This window comes from Haloterrigena sp. H1 (assembly GCF_005938085.1).
In the GTDB taxonomy this organism is placed as follows: domain Archaea; phylum Halobacteriota; class Halobacteria; order Halobacteriales; family Natrialbaceae; genus Natrinema.
Genome location: NZ_SMZK01000002.1, coordinates 465902 through 486038, shown reverse-complemented (window position 1 = coordinate 486038; position 20137 = coordinate 465902). Strand labels below are relative to the sequence as shown.

General features: G+C 53.3%; 22 protein-coding genes. 9 read left to right on the top strand and 13 right to left on the bottom strand.

Going from position 1 to position 20137, the window contains the following annotated elements:
• Positions 1–119: 119 nt before the first annotated feature.
• The 5 genes from E2L06_RS17685 to E2L06_RS17665 form a co-directional block, all read right to left on the bottom strand.
• Positions 120–413, bottom strand: a complete 294-nt coding sequence (locus tag E2L06_RS17685; RefSeq protein WP_138782935.1) for a PadR family transcriptional regulator — start codon at positions 411–413, stop codon at positions 120–122.
• 124 nt (positions 414–537) lie between these two features.
• Complete coding sequence (locus E2L06_RS17680) at positions 538–945, bottom strand: hypothetical protein (RefSeq protein ID WP_138782934.1); 408 nt, start codon at positions 943–945, stop codon at positions 538–540.
• A gap of 828 nt (positions 946–1773) precedes the next feature.
• Positions 1774–2640 carry a hypothetical protein gene (locus E2L06_RS17675; RefSeq protein WP_138782933.1) on the bottom strand — a complete coding sequence of 289 codons (867 nt, stop codon included), beginning with the start codon at positions 2638–2640 and terminating at the stop codon, positions 1774–1776.
• 244 nt (positions 2641–2884) lie between these two features.
• Positions 2885–3514, bottom strand: a complete 630-nt coding sequence (locus tag E2L06_RS17670; RefSeq protein ID WP_138782932.1) for a hypothetical protein — start codon at positions 3512–3514, stop codon at positions 2885–2887.
• The gene (locus E2L06_RS17665) at positions 3511–3816 is read right to left on the bottom strand and encodes a hypothetical protein (protein WP_138782931.1); all 306 of its coding nucleotides are present in this window, start codon (positions 3814–3816) and stop codon (positions 3511–3513) included. The genes E2L06_RS17670 and E2L06_RS17665 overlap by 4 nt, the downstream gene beginning before the upstream one ends.
• 225 nt (positions 3817–4041) lie before the next feature.
• Between E2L06_RS17665 and E2L06_RS17660 the strand changes: the two genes are divergently transcribed.
• Entirely contained in the window at positions 4042–4260 is a 219-nt protein-coding gene (locus E2L06_RS17660; RefSeq protein WP_138782930.1) for a hypothetical protein, read from the top strand.
• 33 nt (positions 4261–4293) lie between these two features.
• Positions 4294–4509 (top strand): hypothetical protein, encoded by a 216-nt coding sequence (locus E2L06_RS23045; RefSeq protein ID WP_138783034.1) that lies wholly within the window; start codon positions 4294–4296, stop codon positions 4507–4509.
• A 145-nt stretch (positions 4510–4654) separates the two neighbouring features.
• On the opposite strand, the gene E2L06_RS17650 is transcribed toward E2L06_RS23045, so the two are convergent.
• Positions 4655–5179 (bottom strand): hypothetical protein, encoded by a 525-nt coding sequence (locus tag E2L06_RS17650; RefSeq protein WP_138782929.1) that lies wholly within the window; start codon positions 5177–5179, stop codon positions 4655–4657.
• 79 nt (positions 5180–5258) lie between these two features.
• On the opposite strand from E2L06_RS17650, the gene E2L06_RS17645 reads away from it, so the two are divergent.
• Both E2L06_RS17645 and E2L06_RS17640 read left to right on the top strand, forming a co-directional pair.
• Positions 5259–5603 (top strand): hypothetical protein, encoded by a 345-nt coding sequence (locus tag E2L06_RS17645; protein WP_138782928.1) that lies wholly within the window; start codon positions 5259–5261, stop codon positions 5601–5603.
• Positions 5604–5722: 119 nt separating this feature from the next.
• Positions 5723–6547 (top strand): IS5 family transposase, encoded by an 825-nt coding sequence (locus E2L06_RS17640; RefSeq protein WP_138778954.1) that lies wholly within the window; start codon positions 5723–5725, stop codon positions 6545–6547.
• Positions 6548–6658: 111 nt separating this feature from the next.
• On the opposite strand, the gene E2L06_RS17635 is transcribed toward E2L06_RS17640, so the two are convergent.
• Positions 6659–7659, bottom strand: a protein-coding gene (locus tag E2L06_RS17635; protein ID WP_138782927.1) for an IS630 family transposase whose coding sequence is annotated in 2 segments (ribosomal slippage) — positions 6659–7167 and positions 7167–7659 — 1002 coding nt in all. Because the reading frame shifts where the segments join, the coding sequence is not laid out codon by codon here.
• An 89-nt stretch (positions 7660–7748) separates the two neighbouring features.
• Between E2L06_RS17635 and E2L06_RS17630 the strand changes: the two genes are divergently transcribed.
• The 3 genes from E2L06_RS17630 to E2L06_RS17620 all read left to right on the top strand — a co-directional run bounded on the left by E2L06_RS17630 (position 7749) and on the right by E2L06_RS17620 (position 14019).
• Entirely contained in the window at positions 7749–8294 is a 546-nt protein-coding gene (locus E2L06_RS17630; protein ID WP_138782926.1) for a hypothetical protein, read from the top strand.
• 459 nt (positions 8295–8753) lie between these two features.
• On the top strand, positions 8754–12752 hold the full coding sequence (locus E2L06_RS17625) for an ATP-binding protein (protein WP_138782925.1): 3999 nt from the start codon (positions 8754–8756) through the stop codon (positions 12750–12752).
• Between the two features lie 502 nt (positions 12753–13254).
• Positions 13255–14019 (top strand): hypothetical protein, encoded by a 765-nt coding sequence (locus E2L06_RS17620; RefSeq protein ID WP_138782924.1) that lies wholly within the window; start codon positions 13255–13257, stop codon positions 14017–14019.
• On the opposite strand, the gene E2L06_RS17615 is transcribed toward E2L06_RS17620, so the two are convergent.
• The 4 genes from E2L06_RS17615 to E2L06_RS17605 all read right to left on the bottom strand — a co-directional run bounded on the left by E2L06_RS17615 (position 14010) and on the right by E2L06_RS17605 (position 16964).
• A protein-coding gene (locus E2L06_RS17615; protein ID WP_212750806.1) for an IS630 family transposase occupies positions 14010–15139 on the bottom strand; the annotation gives its coding sequence in 2 pieces (ribosomal slippage) (positions 14010–14704 and positions 14704–15139; 1131 coding nt in all). The genes E2L06_RS17620 and E2L06_RS17615 overlap by 10 nt on opposite strands.
• Before the next feature lie 63 nt (positions 15140–15202).
• On the bottom strand, positions 15203–15700 hold the full coding sequence (locus E2L06_RS17610) for an SDR family NAD(P)-dependent oxidoreductase (protein ID WP_249361499.1): 498 nt from the start codon (positions 15698–15700) through the stop codon (positions 15203–15205).
• A 187-nt stretch (positions 15701–15887) separates the two neighbouring features.
• Positions 15888–16040 (bottom strand): hypothetical protein, encoded by a 153-nt coding sequence (locus tag E2L06_RS22915; protein WP_343192875.1) that lies wholly within the window; start codon positions 16038–16040, stop codon positions 15888–15890.
• Positions 16041–16139: 99 nt separating this feature from the next.
• On the bottom strand, positions 16140–16964 hold the full coding sequence (locus tag E2L06_RS17605) for an IS5 family transposase (protein ID WP_138778954.1): 825 nt from the start codon (positions 16962–16964) through the stop codon (positions 16140–16142).
• Between the two features lie 302 nt (positions 16965–17266).
• Here E2L06_RS17605 and E2L06_RS17600 point away from each other — a divergent pair, with 302 nt between their 5' ends.
• A complete protein-coding gene (locus E2L06_RS17600) occupies positions 17267–17551 on the top strand; it encodes a transcriptional regulator (protein WP_138782923.1) in 285 nt (94 codons plus the stop codon).
• Here the strand turns inward: E2L06_RS17600 and E2L06_RS23040 are convergent.
• A complete protein-coding gene (locus E2L06_RS23040; protein WP_394348749.1) occupies positions 17504–17776 on the bottom strand; it encodes an amidase family protein in 273 nt (90 codons plus the stop codon). The genes E2L06_RS17600 and E2L06_RS23040 overlap by 48 nt on opposite strands.
• Before the next feature lie 172 nt (positions 17777–17948).
• On the opposite strand from E2L06_RS23040, the gene E2L06_RS17590 reads away from it, so the two are divergent.
• Positions 17949–18710, top strand: coding sequence for a LamB/YcsF family protein (locus tag E2L06_RS17590; protein ID WP_138782921.1), 762 nt, complete (start codon positions 17949–17951; stop codon positions 18708–18710).
• Between the two features lie 58 nt (positions 18711–18768).
• Here the strand turns inward: E2L06_RS17590 and E2L06_RS17585 are convergent, their stop codons facing one another.
• On the bottom strand, positions 18769–20124 hold the full coding sequence (locus tag E2L06_RS17585; RefSeq protein WP_138782920.1) for an acetyl/propionyl/methylcrotonyl-CoA carboxylase subunit alpha: 1356 nt from the start codon (positions 20122–20124) through the stop codon (positions 18769–18771).
• Positions 20125–20137 lie beyond the last annotated feature (13 nt).

Sequence of the window (20137 nt, the reverse complement as noted above, 5' to 3'; positions counted from 1 at the left end):
TCGATTCTTTATATTACTAACCGGCTCTCTTTCCGTTCACGACCTCCTGTGACTGTGATGGTAATGGAACGACATTCAAAGGATCCGATCAGTATGCACGATCAGCGATCGTAACCGTCTCACTCCGAATTCGAGAGTAGCTCATCGACGTACTGGTCTTCCCACTCGCGACGGTCCTCGAGTTCGCGTTGCCCACGCGCTGTGATCGTGTAGTAGTTCGTTCGTTTGTCAGCTTCTCCTTTCTCGACGAGCCCTTTATCGACGACCTCGTCGAGATTCGGATACAGTCGTCCGTGGTGGACCTCGTTCTCGTAGTACCCCTCAAGTTCGTCTTTGATCGCGAGCCCATGTGGATCGCTCTGGCCAGCAATCACGTACAAGATGTCACGTTGGAACGCAGTGAGATCGTACATATCTGAATGTGAGTATATCGACTGATGAAGGTTCCGAGACCAAGTAGTACCTAGGGTGTCATAGAACGCGTCTCACACCTACTATGCGGGCATCCTGATTCGATAAGTACAGGTCTTTCAATCGCTATTCAGATTGATACTGCCGTAACTCTCTAAAAAGAAGGAGTGCGCTGATCCCACTGATTATGAGAAGGATGAGTTGAGATGCCGAGCTGGGTGCTTGAGACCCAGCCATCTTAAAAGGGACTCCAGTCATGAAAGCGAGGACGAACAATTTTGTTCTAACAGATGTTAATTCTGATTTAGTAATATGGATATATGAAGATGAATCTTGTTTACTTTTTGCAAACCCCTCTCTTTTCAGCGTATAATATGGGAGAACTAAGAAGCCACCAAGAGGAACAAGAATGGCTAGATCATATCGTTGAAATTCATCAAGATCAAATTGGCGCATATCTACATATACAATCCCGGAAAGCAGAAATTGGACAACCATCGTAGCTATTAATACAAGTTCTGCTGTACCATTCATTTATCGAATGAGTTGATATTCAGACTGCATAAGTTTTCTTAACGATTGTTCAACACGAGAAGTTCGCATCCCTACTCATCGGCCAATTCACCATCGGAGTGTATGTAATCAACACCGTGGGAAGAGTTCTATGACACCCTCAGTACTCGCCAAAACGTCGAGTGACTAGTTCTCACCCTCCTCGATAGTCGGATAGAGCCGGTGTAGTTTCGTTCGAGCATCCTCGGTTGTGAATTGCCAGTTGACCGTGACATCTAACTCATTGCGTTCAGCTTCCCACGCAGCGACCTCCGACTGGAGGGTCGCTGCGTCCGGAATTCGGCGTTTGAGGCACTGGGACTGGAGCGTGCTCCAGACGAGTTCGGCGAGTTCGGGTTTAGCGCATTTGTAGTGAACTGAGAACTTGGTCAGTGCGACGGCGATCAGGATCTTCTTGGCAATCAGTAAGTGGCATCTCCGGCGTTAGTCGCGACTTCTGGTATAAATATCAGTTTCAGTAGACATCACTACCTGCTGGCAGCGCAGTCATGGCACAGTTCGATGGTCTGAGATAGATGAATCGAACACAGCCACTTTCTCATCGTCGTCGCGAGTCTCCCCACAACGACGTATTCCCAAAACGAGAGGGCCCCGGTGACAGCTGGCGTCTTCAGACATACCCCCAAGAGAGTCGTTCGGATAAGACCGACAACGACCGATCAAACGACGTACTACAGACTAACGGTACACTGCATACAACCGCTCTTGTGCTGGATATTAGTTAGGCGGATAGAGTGAGACCCTTCCCAGGGGTTGTGGGTAGTCGGGAGACACCCGCAACTGTTGACGTCAGGTGTCTCTGGAACCGACCATCTCACCGGGAATATCGACATCGTCCATCAACAAGACGCGTCGTTCTGTGTACTCGAGGCCGTTCTTGCGCTGTGTCCGCTTTTTGACTGCCAACCTGCTCTTCGAGAGATCGAGCAGCGCGTCGATCGTCCTCGAGACCAATTTCTTCGCGTAGTCGTCACTGATTCCCTTCTCCTGCCGGCGGATCCAGTGTTTCATATCGCCGGCGGTGACGTACTCTCGAACGCTTGCACTCCCTTTCCTCCATGGGTTGTCTCCAACTCCCGGATCGGTGCGTGCCTTCCAGAGCTTTGCAGCGAGCCGTGACGGAAGCGCCGATGTCGTCGCCCGGAGCATATCTTCGTCCATCTTCGCGAGCTGCTGGAGCGGAAGCAGATCTCCATACGAGAGGGAGACATCGCCACCACGCTCGAGTGGGTCGTCACTCTCCGGCAATCGGAAGTAGCTCTCACCGTCGTCTTTCTGGATGCGCTCAAGGCGGCCATCCACAACGTCGATCTCCCCATTATCGATGTGTTCCTCCAGGAGGTGTGCACCCTTCTCGAGTTCGCGGGCTTGGAGTTCGCCGACGCGATCCTTGTTGGCGTTGAGTTTCTTCTCGTGGGCGTCCAGTCGTGCCTCAATGGGTATCTGTGATTCTTCCAGGTCCTCGAGCCGTGCTTCGAGAGCCTTGGTTTCGGTGTGGGCCTCCTCGAGGTCGGCCTCGAGGTGATCGATGCGGTCGTCCTTTCGGGAGAGTTCGGACTCAAGGGTTGTGACACGCTCGTGAAGGCGCTCGAGTTCGTCGACGAGTGTTTGGAGTGTCTGTGCATCAGGGTCGGGACAGTCTGCGTTCGTGCTCATTTGATTCTGGTTTCGGTGGCATTGTCGGGCGATTCGACTCGCGCTGCTGGCCGATGTCGGGAACGCTGGTGGAGCAGTAGACTACCGACTCGAGAGCCGTCTCGAGGAAGCGAAGTGGCCGTCTTCGTGTTCGAAAGTCCGATGTCGATCTACTGGGGTTGGTGGCTTCGTCTCGGGTGGCGAGGTACGGCGGTCTACTGCGCTGGATAAGTCAACGTGATCCCGAAGTGGTGTGCTGAATCAGCTAGCCACCCTCGGGTTGGAGTCGACAGTCATGGCTTGCCAGTGTGGTGAGCGAGTCAAACGGACACTCGCAGATATCGCAGTAATGTCTCTGCCCCGTAAGGAACGTCTCACGGTTCATGTGGCCGCCGTCAGGTATGGCAGACTGTCTTTGATCGCTTTCACTAGAATCGTGCTCACTGGGCCGTTCCTGTACGCAAAGGTCGACCTCGGTAATCGGTTCGCGACCAGTTTCTCTCCACTTGCTATTGCGGCGTTCGTGTTCGATCCGCCAGGCTTCTCCACCGGTATCGGGGACAACCATCACCCGACGGCGGCGGCCGTTGATCGCCGTGTACTCGAACACGAATTCGACGGTCGCTTCGGTTGACTGGTCACGGCCACCGTCGGTTGCAAGACGTGGGTCGTCATCGGCATCGACGAGTAGAGTTCTGTCCTCGGTCTCGAGAGTCTGGGCTCGGGTATCGTCGTCGGCGATAATGATCTCTGAGCCGTCGGTCGCTTCGATGTCGCCCAGTTCGTAGCCGGCGACGGCACGGGCCTCCGCTCGCAGGCGCATCTCGCGAGCGCCGTCGCGCTCGAGTTGTTCGGCACGCTTTAGGACAGCTTCGTGATCGTTGACGATCATCATTGGTCGCCCACTTCGACAGCGCCGACGATCGCGTCAGCCATCGTCTTGAACAGGTACTGCACTTCGAAGCCACCGCGACGGTCGGCGATGTAGTCGATCCAGTCGTCGATCGTCTTCTCGACGTCCTCGAGGTCGTAGCGGAAAGCGCGCTGGTCGTTCTCGATAACGTGAATGGACTCGTCAGTCGTCCGGTAGACGTGGTGTGCGCCCTCGTTGTCGATGCCGACGGAGATGTAGTCGGCGCGTGGGTCGGTAGTCTGTGCTTCCGAAACCGTCTTTTGGGTTCGCGGTTGAATACTCATTGTCCTGAGCTAGGACACAGGTCGGGTGTTCCAGCACCCGGTCGAGAATCGATTTTCCCGGCCACCCTGCGTCTCTACTTCATAGTCTATCAGGCAACTACTTATTATTTACGCTATAGAGTATACACTCTATAGGGTGCATACTTTTTAGCGTAAGTTGTTTACGCAAAAGCGTAAAATTACGACATGAGGTAATTTATGGACGCGAGCGAAACAATGCGGGTAATGAGTGAGGAAGGTCGCGCGCTGCTGACTGATCGTGAAAAAGAGATCATCAGTGGCGAGGCAGACGTGTCCGACAACTATCAGTACAAGACGGAGTCCATCGTTCGAAATCGGATTCGGAAACAGCTCGGTGAAGACATCGAGTTTCTTGAGGAGTACTTCGACGAGGCTCACGAACTCGCAGTCGAAGCAGTCTGTGACGAGGTGAACGATGAATAGCACTCAATCTACCGACGGAGACTCACACCTAGACTGGCCGACCGAACTCGAGTGCTCCTCACAGAGACAGAGCGTGAACAGATTGCTGGCGAGCACGGAGATAGTCGACGTTACCAAGCGACATCACGTATACGAAGACGGGTTGAAGACGAACTCACGAAAGACGTTGAGATTCTTCAAGAGCACCATCCCGACCTACTCGAGGAAATACATGCGGTCGTCTGTGAGAAGAGTGATTCTGGTCAGTAGCGCGTAGCTGCCGGCGGTAGTCAGGCAGTTAACACAGGGGATAAAAATAATCTGATGAAAATCAGTAAATCCTCTAAATGCGGCCTGAATGGTTAGACTCTAGAAGAGGTCTCACGAGATTGTTCTCCAGATACAACTATGAGAATCATATGGCAGTAAAATGCTGAATAAGATAGGATATTAATTGAATTAGAAATCCGAGAGCCAGAACCTCCCCTGAGTATCGTGTTACCTTATCTTGATACTCCTCGAGTCTCTGATTAATCTCTTCTTCAATTCGCCTGCGGATTTCGGACGTGGTCGTGACGTTCTCATATTCTATACCCTTCCCATCCACGATCGAGACATAATCATCCCACTCGGTGCTTTTCGTTTTCGTGATTTCCTGTATCTCATCTTTTGAGTCAATCGGCAGGCCGAGAAGGTGGATTATAGCTGGTTTAGTCAAGTACCAGGTCAATTGATTAGATCCACGATCACCACTCTTCAGATTGCTTCCATCCTCAATGAGTTCTACACCGAATGTGGCTTTGTAGCCGAAGCCTCTGCGGACCTGTCGTTCTATCTGTTCCTGATACCAATTTGTTCCAGTGACAGCTAACAGAGTTGATCCGAAAAAAGACAGAAAGAGGCCAAAGAGGGTACCAATTTGCCCGAGTCCGAGATTCACCAGTTACATCGTGAATAGTTATTCTGATGGGAATTGTTATTAATTACTATTATGTAGAAGCTGTCCGAAGGCAGGGAATATGGGACAATTTGTTGAATCACTGCCATCGAAACCACTCACAAAAAGTGAAGTGCTCAGTATGAATGATGCTCGTGAGTACTGTATTCGCCCAGAATCTGACGAAGCACTCATAATCGCGTTGCTCGGAAATAATCAAGTACACGCACTAGGCTTCGACACAGACACTGACCAGTGGGTGAGGATCTACAGTACAGAAGCGGAGTACTCTGACGAAGCGTTTGACGAATTTGAAGCGGAAATCTACAAATGGGCAGAGGCCGAGTATGGAACTCGGCTTGACGAGGAGGGAGATCTGAAAATGTCTGGCCCTAGTGATCCCAGAATTGGCGGTACAGAGGTATGAGTTTCGGAATTGGAGCCTTCGCTGCTAAACTCTTGGATATTGTGCTCTGTTGAACAGCGATCTAATCAGCCGATATCACTGGCTTAGAAGGATGAAGCCGAGGAATTCGATTCTGTCCTATGGAAATCGATCTCCTCGACTTCATTGAGCAGTGTCGTGACCTAGCCAAACAAGCGTTGGGGAAGCACGCGGGCGAGCCCGCCAGCGGCGGGTTCGCCCGCTGGGTCCATGTCGTCCTACACTGTTTTCGGCTCGAAGAAGGCCACAGCTACCGTGAAACGCCGAATCGGTTGAAGTACATGACCGAGGTTCGTGACGTACTCGGTCTCGATCGAGAGGACCTCCCCGACTACAGCACGATCTATAAGTCGTTTGACCGGCTGAAAATGTGGGTGTGGCGGGCGTTGCTGCGCGTTTCAGCGCAGCAACACCCGCAGTCTGGCCACGCTGCTCTCGACAGCACGTTCTTTGACCGCCGCCGTTCTTCATCGTACTTCCGCCAGCGGTCAGGAAATACCGTGCAGACGCTGAAAGTGACGACATTAACTGATATAGAGTCGCTCGCTGTTCTCGATGTCCATATCACAGCACGGTGGAAGCACGATACGAAGACCGGACCGCAGGTCGTCCGCCGAAACGCGGACGACCTGCAGTCCGTGGTTGCCGACAACGCGTTCCAAGACTGGCACACTGAGTACGAAATCTCCGCACTTGACGTTGAGTACCTTGTTCACTACCGCGGCTCATCACCGAATGCAGTCATGAACAACGCGCTCATTCGGGCAAAAGGATACTCTCAGCGCTGGATGGCCGAAACCTCGTACTCAACAACGAAGCGCTCGCTCGGCGACGCCGTGCGAGCGCTGGGCTGGTATCGCCAGTTCCGTGAAATTGTCCTGATGTTCGCCCTCATCAATATAGAACCGCTGTGTGAGCCGCTGTAACCGTGACTCAGCATCTATTCAACAGAGCAGGATATTGCCCACCAAGAAGCACAAGACGATCTCGACTTGACGGAACACATAGATCATCTTCACAAATATCTATAGTAGACATTAGAAGTAATTGCTCATATTTGGTACAGAGATCTGATCAATAGCAGTATCAATCGCTGTTGTGAGATCGTCGAGTGAGCCAAAGAAACGGTTGCTGAGTGCCGCTTGTAGTTGTCTCCAGCACTCTTCGACAGGATTTAGCTCTGGTGAGTACGCCGGCAATGTCACGAAGTCGAGGTCGTCACGGGCCGCTAGGTCCGTGACGACCGACGCCCGGAAATATGGTGCTCCATCCAGGACAATAATTAGATCATCTTCGAACTCTTTGCATAACGCAAGAATGAAATGTTTTGCATGATCGGCGGTAACGTACTCTTCAAATCGAGAGAAAAAGCGATCACCGTCCTCGGTGATCGCGCCTAGCAGACACGTCCAGTCACGTTGCCCAGATAACTCAACGGACGGCCGCGTACCGCGGGGAAACCACGCGGCACGCGGCTCAACTTGGACGGATTTCTTGGTTTGATCGATGCAGACTACTGTGGCGTCCATTTCCCGCCTCTTTTTTTGAGCTCCTCACGGAACGTTTCTTGCTCATCAGAATCAGACTCAGCGGCTGTGCGGCGAGGTTTTTGATAGCTCAATCCCGCTTCTTTGAGCAACCGCCGACAGCTCGGGATTGAGTAGTCGACATCGTACGTCTCGTCAAGATACTGCTGGACGAGCGCCGGCGTCCACGCCGGCGCATCAACCCCAACATTCTCTGGCGATTCGTGGACAGCTTCTTCGAATTCTTTTTGCTCTTTTTCTGAGAGCTTCCGTTTTCTCCCAGAGCGATGAGCATCAGTAACGGCCTGCTCAAGCGACTCGTCGGTGTCGAGTCGCTTGAGCCAGCTATAGATTGTTCGTCGCTGAACGTCGTACCACTCGGCTAGTTCAGTCTGCGTGACGCCGTTCTTGTATGCTATTGCTGCTAAGAGCCGTTGTGTCGGCTTCTTACCCTCCACGTTGTCAAGGGCATCTTGCAATTCCTCGACAGAAGTCTCGTCGAGATGATCCACTGTGTTTAGTAACACTACCTGAGTAGAAAGTTCTAACGGATACTATAGCTGACTATCGCTACACGTTCTCGATCGAAAAACAAGATGAGTTGCAGGAAATCACAATAGTAGTCGAAAACGTCGGGTTCCGCGACCGAACCTCCCTAACTGTCTCACTTGGAATTGAAGACTTTGAGATCGCTAAACAGGAGATAGACCGTTTTCAGCAGGAGTTCAGATACATTTACTACGCGCTTCATGGTCGAATGAACCATCCAGTTCTAACTGAACTTCCAGCTGTCCACCAATTAAGCCCAGTCGATGTGAAGATCGTATATGGTGTCGAAGATACTTCCGTCCCTTGGGTGAAAACCAGCATTAAGCACTTTGCAAACGTCTTATGCCACTATCATCAACCCATGCATCAGAAAGCACGAGCTCTGTTTGATGAACACCGAGATGATTACGAAAACGGTGAGTACAGCCCACCGACGCGCCTCACAATCGACGATAATAAGAGTCGCTACACTTCGGATGAAGTGATAAAGATCCTCAGTCAGGGCAACTATCTACGCGAGTATTTCGATTTCATGATAAACAAAGACGGATTCAGAGAGACAGTTGCTAACCGTGTTGCATACAGCCCTTACGAATGATGGAAACCACTGATCAGCTGACCATCTATACTTAGCGGATCCCAATGTCCGCGAAGCCTGTCTTCGAGGACATTTTGGGCGTAAACTGATGCTAATTTCTACATATTCCATCTGATTCTTCATCATCTGTAGGGCTAAAAGTGGAGATCAAGGACACGCTGGCTTTAGTTTCTGCTCACCAGATGATTTTCCCGAGTGCCGTCCTAGCTTGATTCTGAACTCTGAGGCAAAATTCTTCATAGATCGGTATACCCTGTGCATCCAGTTCAAGCGTAATAGACGAGAAGTACGGGGGCATCGACTTTAGTCAGCTACAGGTTTTGCCGCCCGATGCATGTTCATCATCCTCATGACAAGCATACAACTAAGAATAAGAACGTTCGCTGTGAACCCAAAGATAGTCCAATGCCGCCTGGTAGTAGTTCGTCCAATGAATCGATACGGCGCCCGGAGGGGGAGGTGATTGCAGAATATATCGACGCCGGGGCCGGACATATTCACATAGCTGGCGAACCAGGAATCGGAAAGACAACGACACTGCGCCAAGTCACGACCGAGTTTCAACACGAGTACGATATCGAGATCAGGAACATACGCCCGAATCACAATCTCAACGATATCTTCCGGGGAGTCAACCACGTGTTATTCAATCACTTCCCTGATGACCTCACAGAGGAAGGACGGAGTCTTAGCGGCATCAGTATTAGCCCGTTAGGCGGTGTTTCATGGGATGCTGACGACCCGGACGCAACCAGAGCCCAATTTGGTCACAGAGACGCCCTTCGGAAACTCGCAGAACTCTTTCCCGACGACCAGTCTCTGCTAATCTGCGTCGACGATGTCCACGAACTGAGCGATGAAGACCGAGCGATTCGTGGCACAATCAACGAAACAGCAGACATACTGCCACAAAACGTCGTTCTCATCACTGCGGGACGGCTCACGTTCCCTAATTCAGATACTGCTGTCTCTCTCGACACCTTCACCGAGGACCAGACGGCACTGTTATTACGCAACGCATTCCTCGACATCGACGAAACCAGGATACAGACCATCCACGATCAGGTCGCCGGTCATCCACTCTACCTCGGGCTACTCATCGAGGCGAACGACAGCAGTGAGTCACTCGAACTCCCAGAACATGAGGTATACACCGTAATTGAGGAACGATACCTCCAATTCCTCTCCCCCGATGAGCGCCGCGTCCTCCGGGCCACTGCCCTGTTACGGGAGTTAAACGAAGCGGTTTGCACCCACGTCCTGCCCGATAGCTACGACCTTGACCGCGTCGCTGTCGCCGACATCCTTGACTCGCTCAGCACCCGCACAGTCGTCCAGAACATCGGACGGAATCACGACGGCCTCGCCACCTTCAAAATCCACGATGTCTTCCGCAGCTTCCTCCATGACCTCTGGGACCGCACAGCGGAAACGGAGCAACGAGCGTTCGAGTACTACGCTGAAAGCACAATTGAGTTGACCAGCGACGACCACTCGCTGGAAACGGAAGTCAGTTCCATCACGTCCTGCCTCAAGTATCTCTCCGACTCGGTCATTCAAACCGAGGAGGACACGCTGTCCGATCTTGTCGAGCATGTGTTTGCAGATGATGGTCTCAGCTTCTATCCTGCCTCGCTGCTCGCAACCGAACTAAAAACACGTGACGTAGCGCAACTCCCGGACACTGTCATCGAATCGGTACTGGCAAGCGTCGCGGAACGACAGAGCATTGCCAACGACTTCTACGACGACCGCCTCCACATCTCCTGGGCGGAACGACAACTTGATCACGGCGCATTTGATCCCTCCATACCCGTCCAACGAAGCTATCTCGGGAGGATAACCGACACCTATCCGGGCTTTGTACGACGCGTAATCAAGGAGACGACCATCAACGACGAAAAAACGCAACAATACCTCATCAGGATCAGTACCGAGCTTCCAGCTGCTGACGCCACAGTCGTCGGTGAGCAAGCAGTACAGTGGCTCCACAAGACAGAAGCGTACCACAGCCTCGTCGGGCAAGTACTGGAACTCATAACCCATCTCTGTGCCGAAAGAGAATTCGATACGGCCCTAGCTCTTCTGGACACCGTGCTTACCCCGCAGCAGACCGGCGATCGTAACCAACTGGATGGCGACCAGAGCATGACGCGATATAGGCTTATCCAGACCCTCAAGGAGATATTCGATGAGTTACTTGCCGAACGCGGTGCTGCGTTCATTGACCTGCTGAAGACTAATCTCGAAGCGGCCCTTCACGAAGGGATGGATACTGTTGACCGCACAGGCATTGTCCGCCACTCGGTCGTCACCGATCTCGACTACGCCGACGAGAACCGTGGCACTCTACAGCAACTGCTGTTGGAGTATTTCACCCGCGCCGCCATGCAGTGGGTCAGTGCTGATCCGACGGCTACAGGACGACGAGAACTTGTAGACGAGTTACTGGCGGGATCCATCACGTTCCGCCGTGTCGCTTTCGCGGTCCTTGCAGCACATCCGGAATCCTATCGCGATATGGTGGAAACCGTGCTAACAGATACGGACAACTACCGGGAGCTCCCTGTCGGATACGAGTTTTACTGTCTCCTCACCGCAGGCTTCAAACACCTAGATAACGAGGGTCAGGAACAGGTCTGCAAAATAATTAGCGATGGTCCGTATACCGATTATGACCGTCGGGCCGAACAGATCGCCGAACGCGAAGCGGAACCGGCCAGCTACTTCAAACAACGGCTACAAGAGAAATGGCAGCGCGACCGATTCCTTCTGATCCGCGACGAATTACCTGCCCACTATGTCAACCAACTCACCGCACTTCTGGACACGTACGGTGAACCGGAGCAGCTGCCATCCCAACCATACCAACCAGACGTATCCGGTGGCTTCGTCAATCAGCGCGGACCGGAACAGACGGAAAAACTCCGCGACCAACCAGCGGAAGGCGTTCTCACCAGAGCCGCCGAATGGGAACCACCGGAAACAGAGCGATGGGAGACTGATGACACCGGCCAACTCGAAGAATGGAACCATCTCGGCTTCTCCCGACAGCTCCGCGAACTGATCGAGGAACAACCGGAACGGTACGCCCGTAAAATCTCGATTCTCGAAGACGCCAATACCCGGTACGCCGAAGCCGCCTTCCGCGCATTCCGTGAGCTCCTAGACGACGGCCAACCATTCCCCTGGCACTCCATCATCGAACTCGCAACGGCTATCACTGATGATCCAACGGCATGGAGTAGCGGTTGCCGGACAAACCTCGCCAAACTGCTCAACAAGGGGATAGCTGCCGAAGAAACAGACTTCCCACAGAACCATGACAAAGACGTTCATAAAATCCTGCTGACACTCCTTGACGATCCCGATCCAAGTCACGAACGCGACCAACCAGCGGACGGCATGGCCGGTCACAGGGATCCGATCCAAGTCGCAATCAACACAGTCCGCCCGATGGCGCTCAACGCCTTCATCACATACACCCGATGGACGGAGCAGGATGAAGACGACTCAAACTCGGCACTTCTCGACGCTATCGAGGCACGGATCACGGACGATCAATCCCTCGCCGTGCGCACCGTGATCGGCCGGCGATTCATCACACTCTGGACCCTCAATCAGAACCGTATCGCAGACTGTCTAGAGAATATTTTTCCCCGCGGCGATACGCCAACGGAACACCGCCGGTTCATCGCGGCATGGAACTCATATGTACGTCACAACACCATCTGGGAAGGATATGCCCCGCTCCGCCCGTACTATATCCACGCCATGTTGTTACTAGACACGGAAGAAGCTGATCCATATGAACTCAACGTCCGCTCAACTGCCGCCCACATCGCGTCATCCTATCTCTTCGGCGACGAACAGCTCACCGACGATACAAGTCTTATCAGGCAATATTACAGCTCTGCATCATCCGGGGACGCCGCAGAGCTCGCCACCACTCTTGCTAATGCAATCGACACGCCAAATGTCGCAGAGCAGTGGCCGGCGATCAGAGCACTCTGGGAGTGGCGCCTAGACCAACTCGAAGACACGGCCGCCATTGCCTCCCAAGAACACGCAAACGAAATACGGCAGTTCCTTGACTGCGTGCGTACCGTATCAGTAGCCGATCTATCACAAGAACAGGATAACATCTGTCGATCACTCCCGTTCCTGGTCAAAGGGAACCGGAATATCCACTGGCGGTGGATCGAAGAATGGCTCGCGAATCAATCAGCTATCCACCCGACAGTTACCGTAGATCTATACCAGAATTTTGTCAATGAAGTCTCGGATGAGGACTGGTCCTCAATCGTGTGGACAAGCCAAGCAGAGAATCGCGAACGCATCTATGAAAATGCTGACGCGGTCAACGACACGACATTACAAACAGCGATGCACGTAGCCAACCAGTTCGCAGCCGAAGGATGTGACCTCGATCGGGAGTTCTTAGATATGCATCTGTAAGCGTCATTTTCCACCGATCTATTGGACGCCCTTGAATAACCGACAGGTTTTGTCGCTATCATTCCGGTAGACACCTGCCTCAGATCCGGCTCGAGTCGATCTCCAAGCCGATAGGGACCACTCCACTTCCTTGAGTCCCTTCCGGCCCTGTTCGTGGGTGGCAACCGACGGCGTCGCAGTTGACACCTCGAATGTCGGTCCAGCTCGAGAACTGCTCAGAGGCACGGTGCAGCTGTGTGCGGATCGTGGAACGGCATCACTTTGGAGTAGATTTCCGTGCCAGCTCTTTCTCGTCCATCTCTGTTTGTTGTACCACGCAAGCTGCTCTCCTATCATTAATCCCTCAGTCAAAATCAGTAGGATCCTACACTATCGATTTCATATAGGATAGCATATTCATTTCGTTTATTATGCCCGATTGCTTACCAGAAAACATATGCAGCGTCGATCGTTCATCAGGACAGTTTTTCTTTCTATTTTATCAATTCATTCTTTTATACGTTTGAGCGACGAGGCTTTTACTACATCCTTACTTGGTGCAAAAGCCCTCGTATCTCTCTCATCAGGAAAGATCGCTACACTAGGCTTATTAGTTCTTGTATCAAGCTCATATTTCATATCTGGCAATCTATACCAAAGAAAATTTGGATCAAAAGTTGGTTTTCAGGCCCTATTCATAGGATCTGTAATGATTTCCTATCTAATATTAACTAATAACCTCACAAATCAAATAATTCTGATTGGTACCTTTCCTATCGTAGTTCAATGGCAGATCGTCTATCTTGTGAGTGTTTTTCTCCCACTCATGGGATTTATATCATATTTTAAATGTGCTTCTTCCTGTGGGATGGATGATGATGTACGGTTTTCGGCAGTGATAGTGTCAGCATCACTATTAGTATCTAATTCATACTTTATCTTGAATTGGTTTTTACCCATATTTGAGATACTTACTGTAGTAGCACTTTCCCTTCATTGGAAATTCGGAACTGAATTCAGATTTGCGGATTTGATTATTCGATTTGAAGAATCGATCACCGTGATCAACCAAGCAGCATTAGAGGATATTGGATCTTATCTGGATGCAGTACTAATATATTCAGCCATTTTTGTTAGTTCACTGTTCTTCTTACCTACTCTCCTGAGTCATGAGCTGGTTACCGTGTTTCTATTAGGATTTCTTGAGGCAATAATAGCAGTTAGATTGACTCTTGCGGGTTATTTTCTGCTTGGAGGAGTCAGCTTAATAGTGGGGCTTCAAGCGTGATTTGCTGGATATAGCTGGCGGAGTTTGATGCGGGCGTCGTCGGTCGTGAACTGCCAGTCGATAGCAGAATCGTCTTTGTTTCGTATCCGTTCCCACGCAGCGACCTCCGACCGGAGGGTCGCTGCGTCAGGAATGCGTCGGTCGAGACACTCTGTCCACAGGGCGCTGAACTCAATTTCGGCCATGTTCAGCCAACTCCCGTGTTCTGGCGTGAAGTGAAACTCAAGCTTGCTGAGCAACCGACGAGCTTCTGCTGGCGGAAGATGTTCGTAGAAGGCGTACCGCTGATGTGTGTTCAGATTGTCCATCACCACCCGGATGCAGTCCGCATCCGGGTAGTGATCATCCACCAGTGACTGCATCTGCGCGACGAACTCCTGTTTGCGCCGTCGCTTGGTTACCTCAATGTGTCGCCAGCCAACCAACGGTTCGCTCATCACGAAGAGGTTGCGCGTCCCGTTGCGTTCGTAGGTGTAGTCGTACTGAGCGACCGCTCCCGGACTCGCCGGGAGCGGGTCGCGGACGTGATCGTGCAGTTCCTTGTTGGACTCGTCAAAACAGACGACGGGACGCTTCTCGTCGTAGGGTTCGTGGTAGAGATCGAGAACGTCCTCCATCTTGCAGACGAAGGCGGCGCTGTTCTCAGGTGTAATCACCCAAGATTTGGATCGGTGAGGGTGCAGTCGTGTTTTTTTAGAATCTGTCGGACGGTTTCGTGAGAGATCGACTCAACGTCGATCTCGGAGAGAGCGACGAAGTGGTCGGCAAGGAGATGGAGCGACCAGCGAGAGCGTCCTTCCGGCGGATCGCTGCACGCTAACGCGATGAGGTGTGCTTCCTCGCGTCCGTCAAGTTTGCGCTTGTAGATGCGGTCGGCCTTGCGGCGAGTAATCGCCGCGAGGCCGTCTTCGGTGTAGCGTTTACGGGTGCGTCCGACTGTTCCAGGGTGACAGCCGACGGCTTCACTGACCTCCGGGTCAGTCAAGCCGTCATCGGCGTGCAAGAGACACCGTGCACGCGTGAGCTCTCGCGTCTTGTACGTGCCCGCTGACAGCATCGCGTTCAGTTCCGCTCGCTCATCGGCAGACAGATCGACAGAGTATGTTTGTGTTCGTGGCATGATCTACTTCAGAATATTTCTGAACACTCTCTAGAGGCGCTCTACGTAGATAAAGCTAGTAGTTCAGGGTTGAAGGCCCAATAGGTCGAGTGATACGCCGCGGTGTGCTGCCGAAGATGTCGTTACGATGCAGGCATCGTCGGTGAGGTGGTCGATCAGGTCCGTGGTCAGTTGATACGGTGCAAGGTGGTTGATGTGAAACGTGTACTCGACACCAAGGTCCGTGAGTCGACCCGTGCGGAAGTACCCGCCAGCGTTGTTGAACAGGAAATCGAGCTCATCGGTTTCCTCCCGAACTGTCGTAGCGAGTTCTCGAACGGCATCGGGATTTGCGAAATCAGCCGGGATGAACATCGCCTCGACGCCGATCGTTTCCAGTTCGTTGACGACGGACTCGCCAGCACTCACATCTCGTCCGTGGACGATCACATCTGCGCCGAGTCGGCCGAGCGCGAGTGCAGCAGCATACCCGATTCCACTCGTCGAACCCGTAATCAGCGCAGTTTTCCCGGCACAAGTCATGTGACTCACGCCTGCGAGTTCTTCCGGACGATCTCTCATGCCCTAACAACGAGGTCCGTTCTCAAAACGGCACTCCCTCACCTTGTTATCCAGTGACGATCGAGATAGCAGTTACCACTCCGAACGCGAAGTACTTCGCGACACTAAGGGGACACCTGAGGCCTATGTACTGGTCGAAGAACTGTGGAGGGGCTGAATTGAAGCGATCGTGAATGGCCCGAAGCAGCTAGCGGTCCTGATCATTAGGAGAATCTCCTCGCGCGGACCGTAGAACTAGACCGTATAGTTCCCCCTCTGGCGTGTAGAGGAAGTTCGACTGGTCGAGGTTACCGCTAAAATGGATCGTGATACTGCCATCGTCGTTTGGCTCTGCGGTCACGTTGTTGATCGTGTACGCGTCGTACTCGTTCTCCTCGAGCGGTACTTGGTTTCACAACACTGGGATTAACTGCTCTGTTGAATAGATGCTGAGTCACGGTTACAGCGGCTCACACAGCGGTTCTATATTGATGAGGGCGAACATCAGGACAATTTCACGGAACTGGCGATACCAGCCCAGCGCTCGCACGGCGTCGCCGAGCGAGCGCTTCGTTGTTGAGTACGAGGTTTCGGCCATCCAGCGCTGAGAGTATCCTTTTGCCCGAATGAGCGCGTTGTTCATGACTGCATTCGGTGATGAGCCGCGGTAGTGAACAAGGTACTCAACGTCAAGTGCGGAGATTTCGTACTCAGTGTGCCAGTCTTGGAACGCGTTGTCGGCAACCACGGACTGCAGGTCGTCCGCGTTTCGGCGGACGACCTGCGGTCCGGTCTTCGTATCGTGCTTCCACCGTGCTGTGATATGGACATCGAGAACAGCGAGCGACTCTATATCAGTTAATGTCGTCACTTTCAGCGTCTGCACGGTATTTCCTGACCGCTGGCGGAAGTACGATGAAGAACGGCGGCGGTCAAAGAACGTGCTGTCGAGAGCAGCGTGGCCAGACTGCGGGTGTTGCTGCGCTGAAACGCGCAGCAACGCCCGCCACACCCACATTTTCAGCCGGTCAAACGACTTATAGATCGTGCTGTAGTCGGGGAGGTCCTCTCGATCGAGACCGAGTACGTCACGAACCTCGGTCATGTACTTCAACCGATTCGGCGTTTCACGGTAGCTGTGGCCTTCTTCGAGCCGAAAACAGTGTAGGACGACATGGACCCAGCGGGCGAACCCGCCGCTGGCGGGCTCGCCCGCGTGCTTCCCCAACGCTTGTTTGGCTAGGTCACGACACTGCTCAATGAAGTCGAGGAGATCGATTTCCATAGGACAGAATCGAATTCCTCGGCTTCATCCTTCTAAGCCAGTGATATCGGCTGATTAGATCGCTGTTCAACAGAGCAGGATTAACCCTTCTCGTGTGGCCGTCCATTCAGATGGTGATGGACTTTGACTTCTGGCCTCTTCCGTTAGGGGTAGCTGGCGTGATGCCCGCTATAATTCATATAATTTATATTTATTTGAAAGGCTGAACAGTAGACTAAACATCCAATAGGCCTTATTGGATGATTCGAAAACAAAGTACCGCGTCGGTAGCCGTTTTATACTTGTGGAATCATTAATTTGATATGGCTGATCTCAACCCGATCGCGAAGCGGATCCACAACGTGAGCCCCGACCCCGTCAGACTCACCCTCGATGACGGGACGGAAGCGGTCTTTCACATTTCTGGAGCGGAGTTCTTCCAGCAAGAATTCCAAGCCGAGGGCACTCGCATGGACGATGACGCCGATTACCGATTCGTCTCAAGTGACGACAACGAGACGATCCTTGTCGGTCGAAAAGGCCCAGAGGACTCTGGCTGGTCAATGGTCGGGTCTATCCTCGATTCCGCGCCAGCCGAATCTGAGTGAACTTGGACTCTGAGCTTTCGTGATGATCTCAGTTATATGAGGCCAGTTGGTCGTCCCGACCACATCCGCGCCTGCACCGAGCAAACGTTTGGTGACGGCTGCGTGGTAGGTCGGCTCAAAACCGATTGCATCCGAACCACATGTCACCGTCACGTCTGCGACCGCGATGTTGTCTGTAATTGCGACGGCCATCTCTGTCAGTAGTCCCGCTTCGGCACTTGACAGATCACACCGGTACAGGAAGGCGTGATACTGGTCAGAACCTTTTCTGGCGTTCTCTGCAGTATCGAACTCGAAGCCATCGGCTCGGATTTTCAGGGCGATGTGTTCTCAGCAACCCAGTAACCATGCTACCTCAAGTATGCGGACGACGAACAACCAGCATAGGTTCTGGACGATGACTGCAATCGATATCAACTGCGACATGGGTGAGAGCTTCGGCAACTGGACAATGGGGCGCGACGCCGAGGTGATGCCGTACATCACCTCTGCGAACATCGCTGGCGGCTATCACGCGGGTGATCCACACGTTATGCGTGAAACCGTCACACTCGCTGCGGAATACGATGTCGGGATCGGGATCCATCCCGGCCTCCCAGACAAGATGGGGTTCGGTCGCCGGTCGATGGACGCGACGCCCGAGGAAGTGCGTGACTACGTCGTCTACCAGTTGGGCGCGCTGATGGCGTTCTCGAATCGCCACGGGGCGAGCGTCCAGCACGTCAAACCTCACGGTGCCATGTACTCGATGCTCTCCGAGAGTGAGGCTCACTGCCGTGCTGTCATGGAAGCGCTTCTCGAGGTCGATCCCAGTCTCATCTATTTGGCAACCGATATGAATATCTACGAGGTCGCCCAGGAGTACGACGAGTTGGACGCCGTCTTCGAAGGGTACGTCGACCTCGACTACAACCCCGACCGCACGCTGATCGTCGAGAAAGAAGTCGAACCGAAAGATCCGAACCTGGTCGCAGATCGGGTCATTTCCATCGCGACACGGGGCGAGGTCGAGGCCGTCGACGGAACAGTAATCGACGTTCCCGCATCGTCGATCTGTATCCACGGTGACGGGCCGAACTCGGTCGAACTGCTCGAGACGATCCACGACCGACTCGAGGCCGAAGGGATCGAACTAGCTCGCCTCGACGAGCTGGTGTGAACGACCCCGTTGCTGCGTCGGTCGATCGGATATCGTCCCGTTGGGCGTGCCGTCCTGCCTACTCAGACTCGTGTAACCCTTCGAACTGTTGATCGAGATACTTCGTCGTGTGGTCGCTCTCGACGAACACGTCGTCCTCGAGAACTGCGAGATGAAACGGAATCGTCGTCGAAATCCCCTCTATCTGTGTCTCCGTCAGAACTCGCCTGCTGCGTTCGAGTGCCTCTTGACGGTCCTGTGCGGTAACGATGAATTTTCCGACGAGCGAATCGTAGAACGGACTGATCCTGTCGCCCTCGTTGACACCGTCGTCGACGCGGACTCCCATTCCTGTCGGCGGTCGATACGTTTCGAGCGTTCCCGGTGTCGGATCGAACTCCTCGTAGGGATCTTCGGCGTTGATCCGGAACTCCATCGCAACACCTCGAGGGTTGACTTCGGACTGCTCGAACGAGAGTTCTTCACCTGCAGCGACGCGGAACTGCTCTTTGACGATATCGATGCCCGTCACCGCTTCGGTGACCGTGTGTTCGACTTGAATCCGAGCGTTTACCTCGAGGAAGTAGAAGTCACCGTCCTCGTAGAGGAACTCGACGGTGCCGGCACTGCTGTACCCGGCTTCGGCAACGCCCGATCTGGCGGCTTCACAAAGCTCCTCCCGCGTCTCTTCGTCGAGGACAGGCGAGGGCGTCTCCTCGATGAGTTTCTGCTGACGACGCTGCACCGAGCAGTCGCGTTCGTAGAGATGGCGGACGGTCCCGTAGCTGTCACCGATGATCTGAACCTCGATATGGCGCGGGTTCTCGAGGAAGCGCTCGACGTAGACAGCGTCGTTGTCGAAGTACGCTTCGCCCTCACGTTTGGCGTTCGTGAACGCCTCCTCGGCTTCCTCGGGGCCGGTGACGACTTTCAGCCCACGACCGCCGCCACCGCCGTCCGCCTTGATCGCGACCGGGTAGCCGTGTTCGTTGGCGAAGGCTTTCACCTGGTCCGGATCATCAACCGGTTCGTCCGTTCCCGGAATGATCGGGACGCCCGCGGCGTCCATAATGGCTCGCGCCTTGGTTTTTTCACCGAAGTCGGCCATCACGTCCGACGGGGGGCCGACCCAGATGAACTCGGACTCCTCGACCCGACGGGCGAATGCCTCGTTCTCCGCGAGGAACCCGTAGCCCGGATGGATCGCGTCGGCCCCAGTTTCGGCTGCTGCGTCCAGCAGCGACTCCTGATCGAGATAGCTCTTGCCCGCGACCGAGGATCCCACATGAGCCGCCTCGTCGGCGCGGCGAACGTGTTTCGCCGTTTCGTCGGCGTCGCTGTATACGGCGACCGTCTCGATTCCGAGTTCGTTCGCTGCCTGTACCACTCGGACTGCTATTTCGCCACGATTCGCGACGAGTACTTTGTCAATCATTTATTGGAGAATC

Bases quoted from the DNA above. Each gene is read 5' to 3' on its own strand.
- E2L06_RS17600 (WP_138782923.1), top strand. From the start codon at position 17,267: ATGGCTGATCTCAACCCGATCGCGAAGCGGATCCACAACGTGAGCCCC.
- E2L06_RS17675 (WP_138782933.1), bottom strand. From the start codon at position 2,640: ATGAGCACGAACGCAGACTGTCCCGACCCTGATGCACAGACACTCCAA.
- E2L06_RS17585 (WP_138782920.1), bottom strand. From the start codon at position 20,124: ATGATTGACAAAGTACTCGTCGCGAATCGTGGCGAAATAGCAGTCCGA.
- E2L06_RS17610 (WP_249361499.1), bottom strand. From the start codon at position 15,700: ATGAGAGATCGTCCGGAAGAACTCGCAGGCGTGAGTCACATGACTTGT.
- E2L06_RS17665 (WP_138782931.1), bottom strand. From the start codon at position 3,816: ATGAGTATTCAACCGCGAACCCAAAAGACGGTTTCGGAAGCACAGACT.
- E2L06_RS17685 (WP_138782935.1), bottom strand. From the start codon at position 413: ATGTACGATCTCACTGCGTTCCAACGTGACATCTTGTACGTGATTGCT.
- E2L06_RS17640 (WP_138778954.1), top strand. From the start codon at position 5,723: ATGGAAATCGATCTCCTCGACTTCATTGAGCAGTGTCGTGACCTAGCC.
- E2L06_RS17670 (WP_138782932.1), bottom strand. From the start codon at position 3,514: ATGATGATCGTCAACGATCACGAAGCTGTCCTAAAGCGTGCCGAACAA.
- E2L06_RS17590 (WP_138782921.1), top strand. From the start codon at position 17,949: ATGACTGCAATCGATATCAACTGCGACATGGGTGAGAGCTTCGGCAAC.
- E2L06_RS17660 (WP_138782930.1), top strand. From the start codon at position 4,042: ATGAGTGAGGAAGGTCGCGCGCTGCTGACTGATCGTGAAAAAGAGATC.
- E2L06_RS17680 (WP_138782934.1), bottom strand. From the start codon at position 945: ATGAATGGTACAGCAGAACTTGTATTAATAGCTACGATGGTTGTCCAA.
- E2L06_RS17605 (WP_138778954.1), bottom strand. From the start codon at position 16,964: ATGGAAATCGATCTCCTCGACTTCATTGAGCAGTGTCGTGACCTAGCC.
- E2L06_RS17645 (WP_138782928.1), top strand. From the start codon at position 5,259: ATGGGACAATTTGTTGAATCACTGCCATCGAAACCACTCACAAAAAGT.